Source organism: Halorubrum alkaliphilum (genome assembly GCF_017873815.1).
GTDB classification, from domain to species: domain Archaea; phylum Halobacteriota; class Halobacteria; order Halobacteriales; family Haloferacaceae; genus Halorubrum; species Halorubrum alkaliphilum.
In genome coordinates this window covers 18,802-37,046 of record NZ_JAGGKQ010000015.1, presented here as the reverse complement: position 1 = coordinate 37,046, position 18,245 = coordinate 18,802, and the positions used below count along the sequence as shown (strand labels likewise).

Genomic DNA, 18,245 nt, shown 5'->3' with positions numbered 1-18,245 from the left:
GGCCTCTGGCGTGGCGACTGACTGTCGGCCTCTAGCGTGGCGACTGATCGGCGGCTCGGTTCACCTGTGGATCAATAACTCGGACCGCCAATCGTTATGAGTCCACCCGACGAATGACCGCGTATGTACGACGACCTGCTGGTGCCGACCGACGGAAGCGAGGCGGTCGAACGCGCACTCGATCACGCGATCCCGCTCGCGGTCGACCACGACGCGACGCTTCACGCGCTGTACGTCGTCGATCGGAGGGTGGCGACCGCGGGATCCAGCGAGCTCCACGACGAGGTGATAGCCGATCTGGAGAGTCAAGGCGAGACGGCGGTCTCAGCGGTCGCGGACCGGGCCCGCGAGGCCAGCGTCGATGTCGAGACGGTCGTCAGAACTGGCACGCCTGACACGGAGATCGTCGCGTACGCCGATGAGGCCGGTATCGATGTCATCGTGATGAGCCCCGAAGGGAAGTCTCCGAGAGAGCGGATCCGCTCTCTCGGCAGCGTCTCGGACCGCGTCACGGACGACGCGACCGTTCCGGTGTTTCTGATAAAATGAACCGCAGCAGGATCGATCCCTGAACACTCGACCAGATTATATGTAGCTGCGGGCGTAGCGTGGCGTATGGAACTCACGGTTCTCGGTACCGGCAGTGCGATGCCGGTTCCGGAGCGCGTCCAGGCCGGGTACCTCCTCGACGACGACGATCGGTCGTTGCTCGTCGACTGCGGAAGCGGCGTCCTCCAGCGACTCGCCGGAACCGAAACGGGCTATGAAGGTGTCTCGACCGTTCTGCTCACCCATCACCACCTCGACCACGTCGCAGCGCTCATGCCACTTATCAAGGCGCGCTGGCTCGCCGGCGAGGAGCATCTCGAGGTTGTCGGCCCGTCCGGAACGAAAGCGCTCGTCGACGGCCTCCTCGACGTTCACGCGTATCTCGACGGCCGGATCGACCTCGCAGTTCGTGAGGTGTCGCCGGCGCGATCGTTCTCGGCAGGTGGGTTCGATGTCGCCGCCCGCGAGACGCGCCACTCGATGGAGTGTTTTGCCTACCGGTTTTCCCCACCGAGCAGCGGTGTGGACCCCGCGGACGGGCCGCTGACGCTGTCAGGTGACACGGAGGCGTTCGCGGGCCTCGCGAGTTTCGCAGACGGAAGCGACGTTCTCGTTCACGACTGTGCGTTCCCCGACGGGATCGACGTGTCGAACCATCCGACACCCACCGAACTCGGCGAGTCGCTCGCGGGCACCGATGTCAAGACGCTGTTGCTCTCGCACCTCTATCCACACACCGGCGGCCGAGAAGCGGAGATGGTCGAGAGCGTCCGAACGGCGGGCTTCGACGGTGATGTCCGGGTCGCCGAGGACGGGCTGCGCGTCGACATCCCCACCGAGTAACTGTTGAGGGTTACGTCGACCGGACCACGACCCGGACTCTTAAGCGCTCGTAGTCGCTTCCATCCGGTATGACCGAGCCGCTCGCCGACGACTTCGGGCGGGAGGTGACGGGGGTACGGATCTCGCTCACCGACCGCTGTAACTTCGACTGTATCTACTGCCACAACGAGGGGCTCGGCGACACGCGCGGTCCCATGGAGCCGAGCGAGGACGAGATGAGCGCCGACGACGTCGTTCGGTTCCTAGAGGTCGTCGAGGAGTACGGCGTCGACTCCGTGAAGTTCACCGGTGGAGAGCCGATGCTTCGACAGGATCTTGAGGAGATCATCGAGCGCACGCCCGACTCGATGGAGGTCTCGATGACGACGAACGGGACCTTCCTCCCCGGGCGCGCAGAGGACCTGAGGGCTGCCGGGCTCGACCGCGTCAACGTCTCACAGGACGCGCTCGATCCGGACGACTTCGCGGAGGTGACGAAGTCGGGCGCGTACGAGCAGGTCTTGGAGGGCGTGAAAGCCGCCGTCGACGCCGGGCTCGACCCCGTGAAACTCAACATGGTCGTGTTCACCCACACCGCGGGCTACGTCGAGGAAATGGTCGAACACGTCGCCGACAACGAGGGACTCCAGCTCCAGCTCATCCAGTACATGCCGGAGCTCACCGGCAAACCCGAGTGGAACGTCGACATCGGACGCGTCCACGATTGGCTCGCTGACATCGCCCACCGTGTCGAGCACCGCGCGATGCACGACCGCAAGCGATACTTCGTGGGCGAGGAGGGTGATAGCGACGCTGACGCCGACGGGGAGGGGAGCGGCATGGTCGAGATCGTCGACCCCGTCGAGAACGAGGAGTTCTGTGCCAACTGCGGCCGCGTCCGCGTCACCCACGAGGGATATTTAAAAGGGTGTCTCAACCGAAACGACGACCTTCGCTCGATGGGCGAGATGACACGCGCGGAGATCGCCGAAACGTTCGAGGCGGTGGTGGCGAACCGCGTTCCCTACTACGGCGAGTACCTGATCGAGAACGACGACGGCGAGTACGAGATCAACGAGAAGTACCTCGGGACGCCGAAAGTGGCGGACTGAAGGGATCTTAACCGCCGTTGAGGGCCCCGGAAACACCCCGATAACCGACGGTTTCCGGACGGACACGATGGGACCCCCGTGAGTGTAGCGAACGGGAGTTCATCGTGCCCGCGAACGGAAGAGCCGAGCACGATGGGATTCGAACCAAAATCAGACGTGCTCACTCGCTTCGCTCGCAGAGAGCGAGCACGATGGGATCGCCGTGAGCGGAGCGAACGGGGATTCATCGTGCTCGTGAGTAACCGGAGGGAGCGAACGAGCACGATGGGATTCGAACCCATGACCATCGGATTAGAAGTCCGACGCTCTATCCTGGCTGAGCTACGTGCCCTCACGTCACCCGTCGGCGGCACCGATTAAAAACGGTCGTGATCCGACTCCGGAGAGCTCCGGAGTCAACGTACCCGTTCGGTGTCGACGGACCGAACATAGCAAGTTTTTCAAACGAATCTCGTGAGTAACTGTCATGGGTTATGACCCATCGGACGGCGGTGGCGGAATCGGAAGACGCGGGTTCTTGGGCTTGGCCGGCGCTACGCTCGGTACGGCGGCGGTCGCGTCCGGCTCGTCGTTTTCCCCGGTATCGGCACTGACGAACACCGAAGTCGATCTCGATGCGGTCTCCTTTTACTCGCCGGCGAGCCAGATAGCGTCCGACGGCGAGAGCGAACTGGCGGATCCCGAGCACGTGGTGATGTGGGCACCACCGGGATCGGAGAACTTCGAAACGACGGACGACGGGCCGGAGACCGTCGTCTACGAGGACGAGCCGATCCCGCTCGTCTCCGAGGACGGGCCGGTGGTCGGGTTCGGCTCCGTCGACCTCGTGAGCGACGATCAGGGCGGCTTCGATCTGGACAACGAGGAGTTCCTGCTGAACGTCTTCGACGAGAAGCTTGGCGGCGAGGGGACCGTGCTCTGGGACGAGGGCCACGACCAGTTCGGCGGGCTCGCGCTCTCGAACTACAACTCCTTCGACCAGTACGCGGCCAACGCGGGGTACGATATCCAGTCGACCGTCGAGATACTCGGAACGTCCTCGCTTCTGTTCCCGTCGACGGCGAGTCAGGTCGACCCGAACGGCGGGCCGCTGACGAACCCCGAACACGTGATGGTGTGGGCGGAGTCGACCGCGGAGAACGTCGACGACGACGGGGACGAGGCCGCACACGTCTACGGCGACGACGAGGAGATCCCGCTCGTCTCTCGCGACGGCGACGTGGTCGGGCTCGGCACGCCGGAGCTGATCGAGGACGGCGATTTCACCACGGCGAACGAGCAGTTCGCGCTCAACCTGCTCGCTGACACGGTCGGCTCGGAGGGGACGCTGGTGTGGGACGACGCCCACGACAGCTTCTACGACTCCTCGACGTTCGGCGCGTTCGCCGACACGGTCGAGAGCGAGGGGTACACCTTCGAGGCGGCCGCCGACCTGCTCGATGGAGCAGTGGAATCGGGCGGCGTCGACGAGTTGGAGTTCTTCTCGACGGCGAGCCTGCTCGACGAGAACGAGGAGCCGCTCACTGACGAGAGCCTGATCGCGGCGTGGGCGGAATCGACCGCCGAGAACGTCGACGAGGCGGGAACCGGCTTCGTCGACTACGCGGACATCGACGCCGACATCCCGCTCGTTGCGGTCGACGACGGCGTGGTCGGCGTCGGCTCCGAGCTCGCTCCGGACGCGAGCGACGAGGACGACAACCGGACGTTCCTCGTCAACGCGTGGGAGGATCGGCTCGACGGGACGGGCACGGTGCTGTTCGACGAGAGCCACGGGCAGTCGCTGTCGCTCGACGACTTCTCCGGACTCGCGTCCGAGGCTGAGGACCGCGGATTCGACGTGGAGTCGGTCGCGGACGACGCCGCCTTTGCCGCCGCGGTCGACGACGTCGATCTGCTGATGATCGCCACGGAGGACGACGACCTCGCTGACGGTTTCCCCGGCGACGACCTCGATGTCATCGCCGACTTCGTCGCGGACGGCGGCGTCCTCTTCCTCCACGACACCGCGGACTTCGAGGGGGATTCGACGGACACGCTCAACGACATCGCGGCGGCGGTTGACGCCGGCTTCCGGTTCAACACGGACCAAGTCGTCGACGAGGAGAACAACGGCTTTGCGCCGTTCGTTCCCCGAACGAGCAACTTCAACGACGAGTTCGACTTCTTCACTGCGGGCGACGGCGGCGACGGAGAAACCGAGATCCCGGGCGACGCGCTGTTCGTCCCCTCGCCGGCCGACGCCTACACCGACGCTGAGCTCGACGCGCTCGTCGACTTCGTCGCGGACGGCGGGAGTCTGTTCCTGCTCGACGAGTCAGAGTTCACCAACGAGGAGACGGCGAACCTGAACGCCATCGCCGACGCGCTCGACCTGTCCTTCCGGTTCAACGCGGATCAGGTACAGGACTTCGAGAACAACGCCGGCCAGTCGTTCCTCCCGACGACGACGAACTTCAACGAGGGGTTCGACGTGTTCACCGGGCTGGAGTCGCCCGGACTCGACGAGGCCGACGGGCTCGTCGTCCCCTCGCCGGGCGAGGCGTTCTCGGGGGCCGAGCTCGACGCGATCGACGACTTCCTCGCGGACGGCGGGAGCCTCTTTTTGTTCGACGAGTCCGACTTTGGCGGGCAGGGCAACACCGCGTTCGGCTTCGACGAGACGGAGAACCTGAACGCCATCGCCGACGCGCTCGACCTGGCCTTCCGGTTCAACTCGGATCAGGTCAACGACCCGACCGGCGACTTCGACGTGGCGACTTCGAACTTCAACACCGCGTTCGACTACTTCGGCGCGCGTGACGACTCGATCGGGATCGAGTTCCAGCGCGACGAGGCGTACTACGGCCGCGTCGTGCGCGTGTTCGACGGGGACACCTTCGAGGTGGAGTTCGACTCCGAGTACGACTACCGTGACGTGATCCGACACCTCGGGTTCGACACGGCGGAGACCGCGCCGGCGACCAACGATCCCGAAGAGTGGTTCGGGATCGAGGACCTCGACCACCTCGACGAGTGGGGTGGGTTGGCGACCGACTTCGCGCTTGAGTTGATGGCACCCGACGCCGACGCCGGCGAGACGAACGTCGAGGGTCGCCGCGTGAAGATGGAGTTCGACGAGGTGGAGCCGATCCGCGGCAACTTCGGGCGGCTCCTCTCGTACATGTACTACGACTCGGACGACTTCGACGCGGACGCCGGCAACGCCGACGATCCGGACGCCACCTACGAGGGCGACTACGACGTGGACTACAACCTCGAAACGGTCGAGGAGGGTTACTCCCGCGTCTACTCGTCCGGCTTCTCGCGACACGACGAGTTCGCGGCCGCCGAGGAGGCGGCGCTGGCGGACGGACGCGGCGTCTGGTCGGCCGCCGACTTCGACGCGCTGGAGCCGGTTCGTAACGACCCCGTCGAGGAGGTGTTCGTCCCGCGGACCTCCTCGATCACGACGGCGGACGGGCCGCTCACCGCCGACCGCGTCCCGGTGTACGCCGGTGAGGAGGCCGAGCAGGAGACGTTCGAGGGCGGCGACAGCGGCGGAGACGGGTTCGACGCCTACGAGGACGCGCCGCTCGTCGGCGTCGACGAGGATCGTCGCGTGGCGATGGTTGGCGGCATGCTGTTCAACGAGGCGTACGAGGGGATCGAGGGAGTCGAGGAGTTCGGCAACTTCCCGTTCCTCTACAACCTCGCGACGTACCTCTCGAACAACGACGGCGACGTGCTCATCGAGGGGGGTCACGCCCAGTTCGACGTGGACGGCTCGCTCTCCTTGGAGCGCGTCGAGACGTTCCTCCGGTTCGTGGAGGGGATCGGCAATCGTCTCCGTCAGTTCAACGACGTAGTGAACACCCTCCCGGCACAGGACGAGCCGACGGCGGTGTTCCTTACCTCACCCGGCCGCGCGTACACAGACGACGAGCTCGACGCCTTGGCCGACTACCGCGACTCGGGCGGTGCCGTCGTTCTCCTCGGCTCGACCGCGGCCTCGGCCGAGAACCGCTCGAACCTCGACGCGGTCGCCGCGGGGCTTGGCTCCGACCTCCGACTGAACGACGACCGAGTCGTCGACGCCGCCGAGAATCTCGACGGCGACGCAGCTGTTCCGGTCACGACGCGGTTTGACGCCGACTTCCCGCTGTTCGATCCGGTCGGTGAGGGACCGATCGCCGGCCTCGATCCCGAGACGCAGGCGTATCTCGAACTGATCGCGAACGACGACGGCGAGATCGACCGCGACGCGCTCGACGGCGCGACCGCCGACTGGGCCGCTGGGCGCATCGACCGCGACACGCTCGACGTGGTCGTTGAGGCGTACACCGAGGGCACGACGGTGGTGGCGCCGTGAGCACTCGCGAAACGGGCGGCGGCCGCGACCGGCTTCGTGCGGTCGCGCTGGCCGCGGTCATGCTCCTCGCCGTCGTCGCGATGGCTCCCGTGGGCTTCGGTGCCGCGAGCGACGGTCCCGCGGAGAGCCTGACGCTCGACGCCGATCCGGCGACGGCGAACGCCGACTCCACACACACGTGGGCGTTCGACGATGTCGACTTCGAGGGCGAGGTCGACACGATCAGCGTCTCGTATCCCGACGAAACGAGTCTCGACGGACTCACCGACGATGACGTGACCGTCACGCTCACGCGGACGCTGTCGAGCGGCGAGGATACATCCGAGATCAGCGTCAACCAAGACAGCTACGCCGGCAACGCGGCGACGTTCGATCTCAGCGGCCTCGCCACGACGGACATCGCCGGCGAGGGATCGGTCGTCATCGACGGGGTCGTGAACCCCGACGCCGGCGAGTACGAGCCGACGATCACCCTCACCGGTGACGAGGACGAGGTGACGGTCACCGCCGACGTCACCGTTGACTCCGGAGACGACGCGGATGACGGCAACGATGCGGATGACGACGACGGTCCCGCGACGGGACTGTCGTTGACTGCGGATCCGGCGGCGGCGAACGCCGACTCCACGCACACGTGGGCGTTCGACGACGTCGACTTCGAGGGCCAGGTTGACGAGATCGTCGCCGACTATCCGGACGCGGCGAGCTTCGACGGACTGACGAACGACGACGTGACCGTCACGCTCACGCGGACGCTGTCGAGCGGCGAGGACACCTCCGAGATCAGCGTCAACCAGGGCAGCTACGACGGCAGCGCGGCGACGTTCGATCTCAGTGGCGTCGCGACGACTGACATCGCCGGCGAGGGATCCGTCGTCGTCGAGGGGGTCGAGAACCCCGACGCCGGCGAGTACGAGCCGACGCTAACGTTCGTCGGCGAGGAGGACGAGGTGACCGTCGCCGGTGATCTCGTCGTCGGCGAGGACGACCCCGAACCCGGCGACGAACTCGCGGCCACGATCACCGACGGGGACGGCGACCCGCTCGCTGACACCGATGTCGTCGTGACGCTCGACGGCGCGGACGACGCCACCGACGGCGAGGAGGTCGTCGAGTTCGCGACGACCGACGCGGACGGCGCGATCACCGTCGAGGCACCGGTCGCGGGCGCGTACGACGCAACCGTCACCACGCAGGAGGCCGGCGAGGCGTCCGAGACGGTCGAGGTCGACGGCGAGACGACAGCGACGTTCGCGGTGATCGCGGGCGAAACCGGCGCGCTTGACGCGCTCGTCACCGACGCCGACGGCGACCCCCTCACGGAGGGGACGTGGGTGACGCTCTCGGCCGACGACTTCGCGGCTCCGCTGACGGGACAGGTCGACGCCGACGGCGTCCTCTCGATCGAGGGCGTCGCGCCCGGCGAGTACGACGTGACCGCCGAGACCGTCGCAGACGGCGGGACCGACCCGGTCTCGGTGAGCGTCGACCCCGGTGAGACGGCGACGACGGAGTTCACCTACGGAGAGGCACCGACGACCGCGACGCTCTCCGGCACGGTGACCGACGCCGACGGCGAGCCGGTCGCCGACGAGACGGTCGTCGTCGCTTACGACGCGCTCGATGGGGACGCGTCCGACGGCGCGACCGTGGTCGAGACCGACGCCGACGGCGGCTTCGCGGTCGACCGCGTCGCGCTCGGTACCTACGAGGTCACGGTCACCTCGCAGGACAGCGGCGAGAGCGACCCGGTCACGGTCGATCTCGGTTCCGACGAGACGGCCGATGTGACGCTGACAGCGCCCGAAACCGGCACGCTGGAGGGGACGGTGACGGACGCCGACGGCGAGTCGCTCGCCGCCGGAACGTGGGTGACGTTCTCCGCTGATTCCGACGCGTTCGGACCGGATCGCACCGTACAGGTGAGTGACGACGGGACGTTCGCATTGACGGACGTGCCGCCCGGATCGCTCGACGTCGTCGCCGAGACGCTGGACTTCGGCACCACCGAGCCGGTCAGCTTCTCCGTCACCGCTGACGAAACAACGACGACGACGTTCACCTACGACGAGACGCCGGACGGCGTCGACGAGGTGCGACTGAACAGCGAGGATGTCGACGGCGACGTGGTCGTCGGACCGGTCGACGGCGACGTCGTTCTCGGCGGTGACACGACCGTCGACGGCGAGGTCCGCGTGGTCGGCGATGTCGCGGGCGACGTAATCGTCCGCGGCGCAGCCACCGTCGAGGATGTCGCTGTGGAGGGTGACGTGGCGGGCGACGTGCGTCTGCTCGGCAGCGGCACCGTCAGTGGCGACCTGACGGCGGAATCCGCCGACGAGGTCGCTGTTCGCGGAAACGCGGCGGTCGCGGGGACGCTCGCCGTCGAGTCGGTCGGCGACGTCTCCGTCGTCGGATCGGGGTCGGTCGGTGCCCTCGAGATCGGTACCGGAGCCGACGCCGAACTGGTCGGTGGGTCCTCCGTTGGCGCGGTGTCCGTCGCGGGCGACCTCGACGCCTTCGAGGCTCGTGGCGGCGCGACGGTAGACGGGGACGTGACGCTGGCGACCGTCGACACGCTCCGTCTGTCGGGCGGCGTCACAGTTGCCGGCGACCTCGTCGCTGACGAGGTCCGGGAGACGCTCGATGTCCCCGACCGCCTCGTCGACGGCGAGATCCTGATCGAGGAGCGGCCGGCGGACGGTTCCGATGACACGCCCGGCAACGGACCGGGTGACGGAGCCGGCAACGGAGACGGGCCGCCCGGCAACGGTAACGGGCCGCCCGGCAACGGTAACGGGCCGCCCGGCAACGGAGACGGGCCGCCCGGCAACGGTAACGGGCCGCCCGGCAACGGTAACGGACCGCCAGCGCTTACCGGCGGACTGTAGCCGGTCCGAGTCGTTTACGGCCCGGTCGACGGCTGGCCCGCGCTTTTTTCACGGGCGTCCAACAGCAGACCTAAGTCCGGCACGGCAGTAGCCGTCGGTAATGAACGTCATCGGTACCGTCGGCTTGCCGGGCAGCGGCAAGGGCGAGGCGGCCAACGTCGCCGAGGCCGCCGGCGTCCCGGTCGTCGTGATGGGCGACGTGATCCGCGAGGAGTGTCGCGAGCGCGGACTCGACCCGGCCGAACATCACGGTCGAATGGCCGGCCTCCTCCGAGAGGAGGAGGGCGACGACGCGATCGCCGAACGGTCGCTGCCGCGGATCCGCGAGGCTGCCGCGGCCCACGACGCGGACACGGTGCTCGTCGACGGCCTCCGCTCGACCGTCGAGTTGGAGCGCTTCCGCGAGGCGTTCGGCGACGAGTTCACCCTCGTCGCCGTCCGCGCGCCCTTCGAACTCCGCGCCGAGCGGTTGGGAGAGCGCGGTCGTGACGACTCCGACTCCGACCTGAAGGCGCTTCGCGAGCGCGACGATCGCGAACTCGATCTGGGGCTCGGAGCGACCCTCGAACGTGCCGATGTCGAGATCGACAACACCGGGTCGCTGTCGGCGTTTCAAGAGCGTATCCGCGGGATACTCGGCGTGAGCGAGCCCGTCGACGGCGGTGGTCACCAGTGATCTACAGCGTTGACGTCAGGATCGTCGCACCGGTCAACGACACCGAGGTCACCGACCGAGTCGAGGACGCGATCCGCAACGTGTTCCCCGACGCGGAGCCCGTCCACGAGGAGGGGCGGCTGGTCGCGGAAGCACACGCCCTCGACGCCTTTTCAGACGTCCTCCACGAACAGGAGATACTCGACACCGCTCGACGGGTGTTCCTGCGGAACTCGACGGCGGACGGGTTCGAGTTCGCGTTGAAAAAGCAGGCGGCGTTCGAGGGGATCGTCAACTTCGCCGTCGGCGAGCCGGACGAACTCGGCGAAATAACCGTCGAGGTCCGCGTGCGCGAGCCCGACGTGGAGTCGTTCATCGACTATGTCGCACCGGAGACCGACGAGGGAACTCCCGTCGATCCGATGCGGGAGTACGGCGACCGGTACGATCCCGAGAGCGGCGAGTACTGATCCGCTCCCGGCGGGCGGATCGACCGGTCGATGACAACGATGCCTCGATCGATGCCGGACGTGGATCTCGTCCGGTCTTGGAGCGGCCGTTTATAACCGTACGAGTGGTGTTGCTGGCGGCCGTTTATAACTGTACGAGTGGTGTTGCTGGCGGCCGTTTATAACTGTTCGACGGGACGGTGAACGTGCTCAAACCACCAGCCGTTTGTTTATAAGTGAGAGACCGCGGATCGACGGTGGAGACCTCCGAAACCCCCAGTCGGTATTTATAAGCGATCGTCGCCGTCGCTCACAGCCATTTATATACGGCCTCGCCACCATCGACCCGAGTGGCCGACTCCCGATATCGTTCGCCGCCCGTTCCGGACTGAACGCAACCGGGTCACTGCTCCGGGTCGATCACGTCGTCGTCGACCCGTCGAAGGCTCTCGGCGAGTCGCGAGTCGTCGGGGACGGCATCGAGGAACGCCCGGGACCCGAACGCGGCGTCCCCGTTCATCGAGAGGACCCCCAGATCTTCGGGGTCGCCGTCGAGTCCGGTGAGGAACGCGACGACGCTCTCCGTCGTCACGCTCCCGGCGCTGCCGGCCGTGTCGACGGAGCCATACAGGGTTCGGTTCGTCGCCACGTGGTGAACGCAGGTCGGCGTCGGCGCGAACAACAGGAGATAGCGGGCGGCCGGACCGTCGCGACCGAGCTTCGGCTCCAGCCGATGCGCGTCGTCCGCGTGGAAGTATCGCTCCATCCGGCGGAACTGCCGGAGCACTTCGTTCGCGCCGGTCGCGCGGCGCACGGCGGTGTCGGATTTGAGTTCGATGACGGCGTCGACCGGCTCGGGCGTTCGACGACGGACGTACACGTCGACGACCCCACGGCGACCCTCGGCGTCGTACGGCTCTTCGAGACGGACCGCAGGGTCGTCGTGTGCGGCCGCGTAGTGGTCGACGACGCGCGTCGCCAGATCGTCCTCCCGCATGTCTCGGCGGACGCGACGGCGGCGGTTAAGCCCTCCTTCCCCGTTCGTCCCGCCGTTTCGGTCGACGGGCGTACAGAACGCCATCCGTGCCATTGTGTGTCTAACGCGTCCGCTATCATGAGGTTTGTAAGTCTTCGAAGCATACATTAGATGATGACGAAAGAACTGTCCAGACGGCGGTACGTCGCTGGCACTGGTGCGGCCCTCACGGTCGGCGCGCTGGCCGGGTGCGCCGACGACGAGGACCCCGAAGACCCCGATGACGGGGGGAACGGCGGCGACGACGGAAACGGTGGCGACAACGGGGACGATACCGGCAGCGACGACAACGGCGGAAACGGTGGCGACGACGTCCCGGGAGCCATCGACGACTTCCTCGCTGACGCACAGCTGTACGACGGAACCATCGAGGACCACACCGGCGAGGACGAGGTAGTGGTCGAAGTCGGGGGCGGAAACGGGCTCGCCTTCGACCCACCGGCGATCCGGATCGACTCCGGAACCACGGTCCGCTGGGAGTGGACTGGCGAGGGGGGAGCACACAACGTCGTCTCCACGGAGGAGTCGAGCTCCGACTTCGACAGCGGCGACACCGTAGACGACGACGGCGAGGTCTTCGAGTACTCCTTCGACGACGACGGCATCCAGCTGTACCAGTGTGTGCCACACATCGGTAGCGGCATGCTCGGCGGCATCGACGTCATCGACTGAGACCCTCGGTTCACCCCGTTGGAGACGGTTTCCCGGTAACACCGGTGTCAGCTGGTTCGGTTCCTGTTCGCGCGCATACAAGTACCCGCGGAGCGTAGCCCATACCATGAGCGAGACACTCGAAACGCCCGGCATCCACCACGTGACCGCCATCGCGAGCGACCCGAGCGCCAACCACGCGTTCTACACGGAAACCCTCGGACTCCGGCTCGTCAAGCGCAGCGTCAACCAAGACGACGTCGGCGTCTACCACCTGTTTTACGCCGACGACACGGGGAGTCCGGGAACGAGCATGACCTTCTTCCCGTACGTCGGCGCGAGATCCGGTCGTATCGGGGCCGGACAGGCTTCGACCGTGTCGTTCACGATCCCCGCAGCCTCCGTCGACTACTGGGTCGACCGGCTCGACGAACGCGGGCTCGACCCGGAGACGTTCGACCGCTTCGGCGACACCGTCGTCGCCTTCGAGGATCCCGACGGGCTTCCCCTCGAACTCGTCGCCCGCGCGGACGCCCCGGCCGGCGATCCGCCCGCGGGTCCGGTCCCGGAGGCCCACGCGATCCGCGGCTTCTTCGCGGTCGAGCTCTCTCTGTCCGACGCCGACGCCACCGTCGAGTTGCTGGCAGCGATGGGGTACGAGGAGACCGAGAGCGACGCGGCTGACCACCGCCGACGCTTCGAGACGGACGGCGAGGTCGGCTTCGTCGTCGACGTCGTGACCGATCCCGCGACCCCGTCCGGCAGCCCCGGTGCGGGCACCGTCCATCACGTCGCGTACCGCGTGACCGACGCGGAACAGGAGTCGTGGCGGGGGCTGCTCCAGGAGCACGGGCTCCGACCCAGTCAGGTCATCGACCGCAAGTGGTTCCGCTCGGTGTACGCCCGGACTCAGGGCGGCGTGCTCTTCGAGTTCGCCACGAAGGAACCCGGCTACGACGTCGACGAGCCGCAGTCCTCGCTCGGCGAGTCGCTCGTCCTGCCCGAGTGGCTGGAGGACCGCCGTGAAGAGATCGAGAGCGGGCTTCCCGACCTCGACGCCGCGGCGACGCCGGAGTGATCCCGCCACGAGCGACGGTCCCGTGTCGGGGCCTTTTCAGCGCAGGCACGACCAGCGAACGTCGACTATCTGATCGCGTTTTCCCTGTACCGTCGACCTCGCGAGGTAGTCGTTCGCGTTCACGCCGTGCTCCGCGAGCGCGACGAGCGCCTCCTCCAGCGAGCGGTCCGAACGCTCGATGCCCGCCTCACGGACGTAGGGCACGTCCATCGGTTCGTCGGGCGAGTTCGCGGTCGCGATCCGGTCGGTGAGGTCGCTTCCGAACGCGTACGGCGGCTGGTGGAACTCCCACCCGTTCACGGTGACCAGAAGCCAGACGTCGCCGTTGATCGCGTGATACTCGCCGGCGACGAGCGAGGGGTCGTGAGCGACGATCCGGTTCAGAACCGTCGTCTTTGTCCGATACAGCGCGTTCTTTCGGGCCGAGCAGACGTTGCTCCGGGTCGCGTCTCCGCGGTCGTAGGCCTCCGTGGCCTCGTCGGCGAGCTGTTTGGCAACCTTGTTAGTGACGTACAGCGATTCGAGCAGGTCGTCGTCGGGTTCGATCGGTTCCACGTGGATCCCCGGTCCCGGACGCGTCCGTAACCGGTAGACGGTCGACGAGCCGCGGGCATAGGCGTTTCGTCGTCGCGCTCGACTGAGCCGAGCGCCCACCGGACGGGCGTCACGCTCGGATGGATACTTCTTTAAGCACACGAACCAACCCCCATTCAACAATGGCGTCCCACTCCGTGAAACTGTACACGGCAATATACGTCGCTCTGCTGGGGTTGGCGGCCTCGAAGTTCATCTTCTTCGAGTTCGACCAGTTCTTCACTTACGGGCAGGCGTTCGCCGGGACGATGATCGCGGGCGCGATCAAGTCCGTCCTCATCGTCGCGTACTTCCAGCACCTCCGGTGGGAGAACCGCTCGCTCACGTACCTGATGCTGCTCGCGTTGGGGCTGGCGATGCTGTTGATGGCCGCCGCGACGTACTCCATCTCGTAGCTCGCGGGGCGATCCTCCCCCTCCGACGCGGTCCTCCCCCTCCGACCCGGCGCAGAACTTTTTGTACTCTCGCGTGGATCGGATCGTATGAACCTACGAACCGCGACCGACGACGACGTCGAATCGATCCGCGAGGTAGCGTTGGCGTCGCTGACTGCCTCGTACGGCCACGCGGTCGAGTCCGATCTGCTGTCGGCCGCCGTCGAGAAGTGGTACGGCGCGAGCGACGTGGGTGACGACGTCGCCGACCCCGACACCGTCTGTCCGGTCGCCGTCGTCGACGGGAGCGTCGTCGCCTTCGCGGAGAGCTACGTCGTCGACCGCCGCGAGCGGGTCGGCGAGATCGACTGGCTCCACGTCCACCCGGACCACCGGGAGTCGGGAATCGGGTCCGCGCTCCTCGAACGGGTCGAGGCCGAACTCCGCAAGCGCGACGTCGACAGCATCGAGGGGCGAGTCCTCGTCGACAACGAGGCCGGCACGGAGTTCTACGAGCGCGAGGGATACGACGTGTCCGGGGAGCGCGTCGTCGACGTCGGTGGCGAGTCCTTCCGGGAGCGGATCTATCGGAAGCGGATCGGTCGGGACGCGGCGCTCCGGGCGGCGGTCTACGAGACCGGCGACGGCGAGACGGTGTACGTCGACTTCGACGAGAGCGACCGCGGATCGATCGCGCCCCTCTACGCCGCCTATGCGGACGAGGCCCACGAGGAGCGGTACGGATACTTCTGTGGCTACTGTGAGAGCACCGATGTCGCCATCGACACGATGGACGCCGTCCAGTGTCTGAACTGCGAGAACCGGCGGAAGCCGACGCGCTGGGACGCGGCGTACTGACCCGACGGTCACGCGTCGGCGCTCGGAAGCCGCACCTACTCGACCCTGTATGAGACGGCGATGCCCGACCCGACCGGCAGTATCGCCGTCTCGACCGCGTCGTCCTCGCGAACCGCGTCGAGGTACGCGCCGATTCCACGGGTTTCAGCGTCTGCCTCCGCCTCGGGGAGCGGTTCTCCGTCGGCGGCGTGATCGACCAGTCGTTCGAAATCGATCGGGCCGCTCGTCACGTTGTCGGCGACGACGACACCGCCGGTTCGAAGCTTCGGGAGGACCGTCCGATACGCGTCGAGGTATCGAGACTTCTGGTGGTCGATCAGAACGATGTCGAAAGGGCCGTCGTGTCGATCGATCGTCTCCATCGCGTCGCCGACCTCGAAGGTCACGGCGTCGGCGTAGCCGTGCGCGTCCGCGAACGCGCGGCCGCGCTCGGCCTCCTCGGCGTCGAACTCTGTACAGACGACCGCGTCGGCACCGCCGCGCAGGAACCACGTCGCGGAGTAGCCGAAGCCGGAGCCGAACTCGAACACCCGCTCCGCATCGGTCAGGCGGGCAAGCAGCCGGAGGACCGCCCCCGCGTCGGGGCCGATGATCGGGAACTCCCACTCGTCTGCGAGCTCGGCCATCTCGGCCTGAACCGAGGTGTGGTCGGGTGCCGTCGCGGTCAGGAACCGTCGTCCCGTCGCCGAGAGTACGTCCATGTCGACGGCGTCGCGGCCCCAACACTTGAACGTGGTCGACAACGATTAAGTCGCCGTCGGCCGACCGTCTTTATAATGTTCGACCCCGAGGAACTGGAGGCGATCCGCGAGGCCAAGGAGTCGTGGGAGGAGAGAACCTACGGCGAGACCGTCGATCGGTTCGGGGAGCGCGAGGCGGAGTTCACGACCGACACCGGCGGCCAGTCCGTCGATCCCTTATATACGCCCGCGGACGTGGCCGACCACGACTACCGCGAGGACGCCGGTTTTCCCGGCGAGGAGCCGTACACCCGCGGCGTCTATTCGACCATGCACCGCGGGCGACTCTGGACGATGCGGCAGTACGCGGGGATGGGCACCGCCGCCGAGACCAACGAGCGATTCAACTACCTGATCGACGAGGGCTCCTCCGGGCTCTCGATGGCGTTCGACCTTCCGACACAGATGGGCTACGACTCCGACGCCGCGATGGCCGAGGGCGAGGTGGGGCGCTCGGGCGTCGCCATCGACACCTTGGACGACCTCGAGACGGTGTTCGATTCGATCCCGCTCGACGAGGTGTCGACGTCGATGACGATCAACGCCCCCGCCGCGGTGCTGCTCGCGATGTACGTCGCGATGGGCGACCAGCAGGGTGTCGACCGGACGGCGCTTCGGGGCACGATCCAGAACGATGTGATGAAGGAGTACGTCGCGCGAAACCTCTACATCTACCCGCCGGAGCCCTCGATGCGGCTGGTCACCGACATCTTCGAGTACTGTGCCGCGGAAGTACCCAACTTCAACACCATCTCCATCTCCGGGTACCACATCCGCGAGGCCGGGTCGACGGCGGCCCAAGAGGTCGCGTTCACGCTCGGTAACGGAATCGAGTACGTTCAGGCGGCCGTCGACGCCGGACTCGACGTCGACGACTTCGCCCCGCAGCTCTCCTTCTTTTTTAACGCCCACAACAACGTCTTCGAGGAGGCGGCGAAGTTCCGCGCGGCTCGTCGGATGTGGGCACAGATCATGGAAGAGCGGTTCGGTGCCGAGAACCCGAAATCCAAACAGCTCAAGTTCCACACACAGACCGGCGGCTCCACGCTGACGGCCCAACAGATCGAGAACAACGTCGTGCGCGTGGCGTATCAGGCACTCGCCGCGGTGCTCGGCGGCACCCAGAGCCTCCACACCAACGGGAAGGACGAGGCGCTCGCGCTCCCGACCGAGAAGTCCGTCCGGACCGCGCTCCGGACCCAGCAGATCCTCGCCCACGAGTCGGGCGCGGCAGACACGATCGACCCGCTCGCGGGGAGCTATTACGTCGAGAGTCTCACCGACGGAATCGAGGCGGACGCCTTCGAGATCATCGAGGAGGTCGACGAGCGGGGCGGGATGTTGCCGGCGGTCGAGAGCCAGTGGGTCCAACGGCAGATCCAGGACGTCGCCTTCGAGCGACAGCGGGAGATCGAAGAGGGCGAGCGCGTCATCGTCGGCGTCAACGAGTTCCAAGTCGACGAGGAGCCGGAGATGGACCTCGAGGAGGTCGACCCCGAGCAGGAGGCCGAACAGCGCGCGCGCCTGGAGGAAGTCAAAGCCGACCGCGACGACGAGGCGGTCGAGGCGGCGCTCGCCGGGCTCCGAGAGGCCGCCCGCGGCGACGAGAACGTCATGCCCCACGTCGTCGACGCGGTGAAGGCGTACGCGACGGTCCAGGAGATCAGCGACGTGTTCCGCGACGAGTTCGGGGAGTACCAGCCCGGACGGTGAAACCGGATTGAAACCGTCGACGCGTTCCGCCTACCGCAGCCGAACCGCCGTCCCGTATGCCAGTATCTCCGCGCCGCTGTCGGCGATGGAGGAGGTCGTGAACCGGACGTTGACGACCGCGTCGGCGTCGAGTGCCTCCGCCTCCTCGACCATCCGCGCCTGTGCCTCGTCGCGGGCGTCGGTCATCAGCTCCGTGTACCCCTTCAGCTCGCCGCCCGCGAGGTTGCGGAGACCCTGTGTGAAGTCGCGGCCCACGTTGCGCGCGCGGACCGTGTTTCCGCGGACGACGCCGAGCGTCTCGACGACCTCGCGACCGGCGATCCCGTCAGTGTTGGAGAGCTCCATGGGCGACGATCGCGGAGGAAGTATTTA

The 18,245-nt window shown here is 66.9% G+C and carries 16 protein-coding genes and 1 tRNA gene; 12 read left to right on the top strand and 5 right to left on the bottom strand.

The features are described from left to right. Window positions 1–123: 123 nt before the first annotated feature. From J2751_RS10215 to moaA, 3 genes are all read left to right on the top strand, one after another. On the top strand, window positions 124–549 hold the full coding sequence (locus J2751_RS10215) for a universal stress protein (protein ID WP_209485767.1): 426 nt from the start codon (window positions 124–126) through the stop codon (window positions 547–549). A gap of 66 nt (window positions 550–615) precedes the next feature. Then, entirely contained in the window at window positions 616–1,392 is a 777-nt protein-coding gene (locus J2751_RS10210) for an MBL fold metallo-hydrolase (RefSeq protein ID WP_209485765.1), read from the top strand. 68 nt (window positions 1,393–1,460) lie between these two features. Further along, complete coding sequence (gene moaA / locus J2751_RS10205) at window positions 1,461–2,483, top strand: GTP 3',8-cyclase MoaA (protein WP_209485763.1); 1,023 nt, start codon at window positions 1,461–1,463, stop codon at window positions 2,481–2,483. Window positions 2,484–2,739: 256 nt separating this feature from the next. Here the strand turns inward: moaA and J2751_RS10200 are convergent. After that, window positions 2,740–2,814 (bottom strand) — tRNA-Arg (locus J2751_RS10200). 135 nt (window positions 2,815–2,949) lie between these two features. Between J2751_RS10200 and J2751_RS10195 the strand changes: the two genes are divergently transcribed. From J2751_RS10195 to J2751_RS10180, 4 genes are all read left to right on the top strand, one after another. Next, window positions 2,950–6,834, top strand: a complete 3,885-nt coding sequence (locus J2751_RS10195; protein ID WP_209485761.1) for a hypothetical protein — start codon at window positions 2,950–2,952, stop codon at window positions 6,832–6,834. Then, the gene (locus J2751_RS10190) at window positions 6,831–9,725 is read left to right on the top strand and encodes a carboxypeptidase regulatory-like domain-containing protein (RefSeq protein ID WP_209485759.1); all 2,895 of its coding nucleotides are present in this window, start codon (window positions 6,831–6,833) and stop codon (window positions 9,723–9,725) included. Before J2751_RS10195 ends, J2751_RS10190 begins: the two co-directional genes overlap by 4 nt. Before the next feature lie 100 nt (window positions 9,726–9,825). Beyond that, complete coding sequence (locus J2751_RS10185) at window positions 9,826–10,401, top strand: AAA family ATPase (protein ID WP_209485757.1); 576 nt, start codon at window positions 9,826–9,828, stop codon at window positions 10,399–10,401. After that, window positions 10,398–10,850 carry an RNA-binding domain-containing protein gene (locus J2751_RS10180; RefSeq protein WP_209485755.1) on the top strand — a complete coding sequence of 151 codons (453 nt, stop codon included), beginning with the start codon at window positions 10,398–10,400 and terminating at the stop codon, window positions 10,848–10,850. Before J2751_RS10185 ends, J2751_RS10180 begins: the two co-directional genes overlap by 4 nt. Window positions 10,851–11,232: 382 nt before the next feature. Here the strand turns inward: J2751_RS10180 and J2751_RS10175 are convergent, their stop codons facing one another. Then, the gene (locus J2751_RS10175) at window positions 11,233–11,826 is read right to left on the bottom strand and encodes a hypothetical protein (protein WP_209485834.1); all 594 of its coding nucleotides are present in this window, start codon (window positions 11,824–11,826) and stop codon (window positions 11,233–11,235) included. Window positions 11,827–11,979: 153 nt separating this feature from the next. Between J2751_RS10175 and J2751_RS10170 the strand changes: the two genes are divergently transcribed. Beyond that, on the top strand, window positions 11,980–12,537 hold the full coding sequence (locus J2751_RS10170; RefSeq protein ID WP_209485753.1) for a halocyanin domain-containing protein: 558 nt from the start codon (window positions 11,980–11,982) through the stop codon (window positions 12,535–12,537). A 106-nt stretch (window positions 12,538–12,643) separates the two neighbouring features. Next, the gene (locus J2751_RS10165; protein ID WP_209485751.1) at window positions 12,644–13,594 is read left to right on the top strand and encodes a VOC family protein; all 951 of its coding nucleotides are present in this window, start codon (window positions 12,644–12,646) and stop codon (window positions 13,592–13,594) included. Between the two features lie 36 nt (window positions 13,595–13,630). On the opposite strand, the gene J2751_RS10160 is transcribed toward J2751_RS10165, so the two are convergent. After that, window positions 13,631–14,149: a hypothetical protein gene (locus J2751_RS10160; protein WP_209485749.1), complete on the bottom strand. Its 519-nt coding sequence runs from the start codon at window positions 14,147–14,149 to the stop codon at window positions 13,631–13,633. A gap of 161 nt (window positions 14,150–14,310) precedes the next feature. On the opposite strand from J2751_RS10160, the gene J2751_RS10155 reads away from it, so the two are divergent. Both J2751_RS10155 and J2751_RS10150 read left to right on the top strand, forming a co-directional pair. Then, entirely contained in the window at window positions 14,311–14,583 is a 273-nt protein-coding gene (locus J2751_RS10155; protein ID WP_209485747.1) for a cytochrome C oxidase subunit IV family protein, read from the top strand. A gap of 87 nt (window positions 14,584–14,670) precedes the next feature. Next, window positions 14,671–15,420 carry a GNAT family N-acetyltransferase gene (locus J2751_RS10150; RefSeq protein ID WP_209485745.1) on the top strand — a complete coding sequence of 250 codons (750 nt, stop codon included), beginning with the start codon at window positions 14,671–14,673 and terminating at the stop codon, window positions 15,418–15,420. A gap of 35 nt (window positions 15,421–15,455) precedes the next feature. Here the strand turns inward: J2751_RS10150 and J2751_RS10145 are convergent, their stop codons facing one another. Continuing rightward, complete coding sequence (locus tag J2751_RS10145) at window positions 15,456–16,121, bottom strand: O-methyltransferase (protein WP_209485743.1); 666 nt, start codon at window positions 16,119–16,121, stop codon at window positions 15,456–15,458. 75 nt (window positions 16,122–16,196) lie between these two features. Here J2751_RS10145 and J2751_RS10140 point away from each other — a divergent pair, with 75 nt between their 5' ends. Then, a complete protein-coding gene (locus J2751_RS10140) occupies window positions 16,197–17,873 on the top strand; it encodes an acyl-CoA mutase large subunit family protein (RefSeq protein WP_209485741.1) in 1,677 nt (558 codons plus the stop codon). A 30-nt stretch (window positions 17,874–17,903) separates the two neighbouring features. Here the strand turns inward: J2751_RS10140 and J2751_RS10135 are convergent, their stop codons facing one another. Further along, window positions 17,904–18,218 carry a YbjQ family protein gene (locus J2751_RS10135; RefSeq protein ID WP_209485739.1) on the bottom strand — a complete coding sequence of 105 codons (315 nt, stop codon included), beginning with the start codon at window positions 18,216–18,218 and terminating at the stop codon, window positions 17,904–17,906. Window positions 18,219–18,245 lie beyond the last annotated feature (27 nt).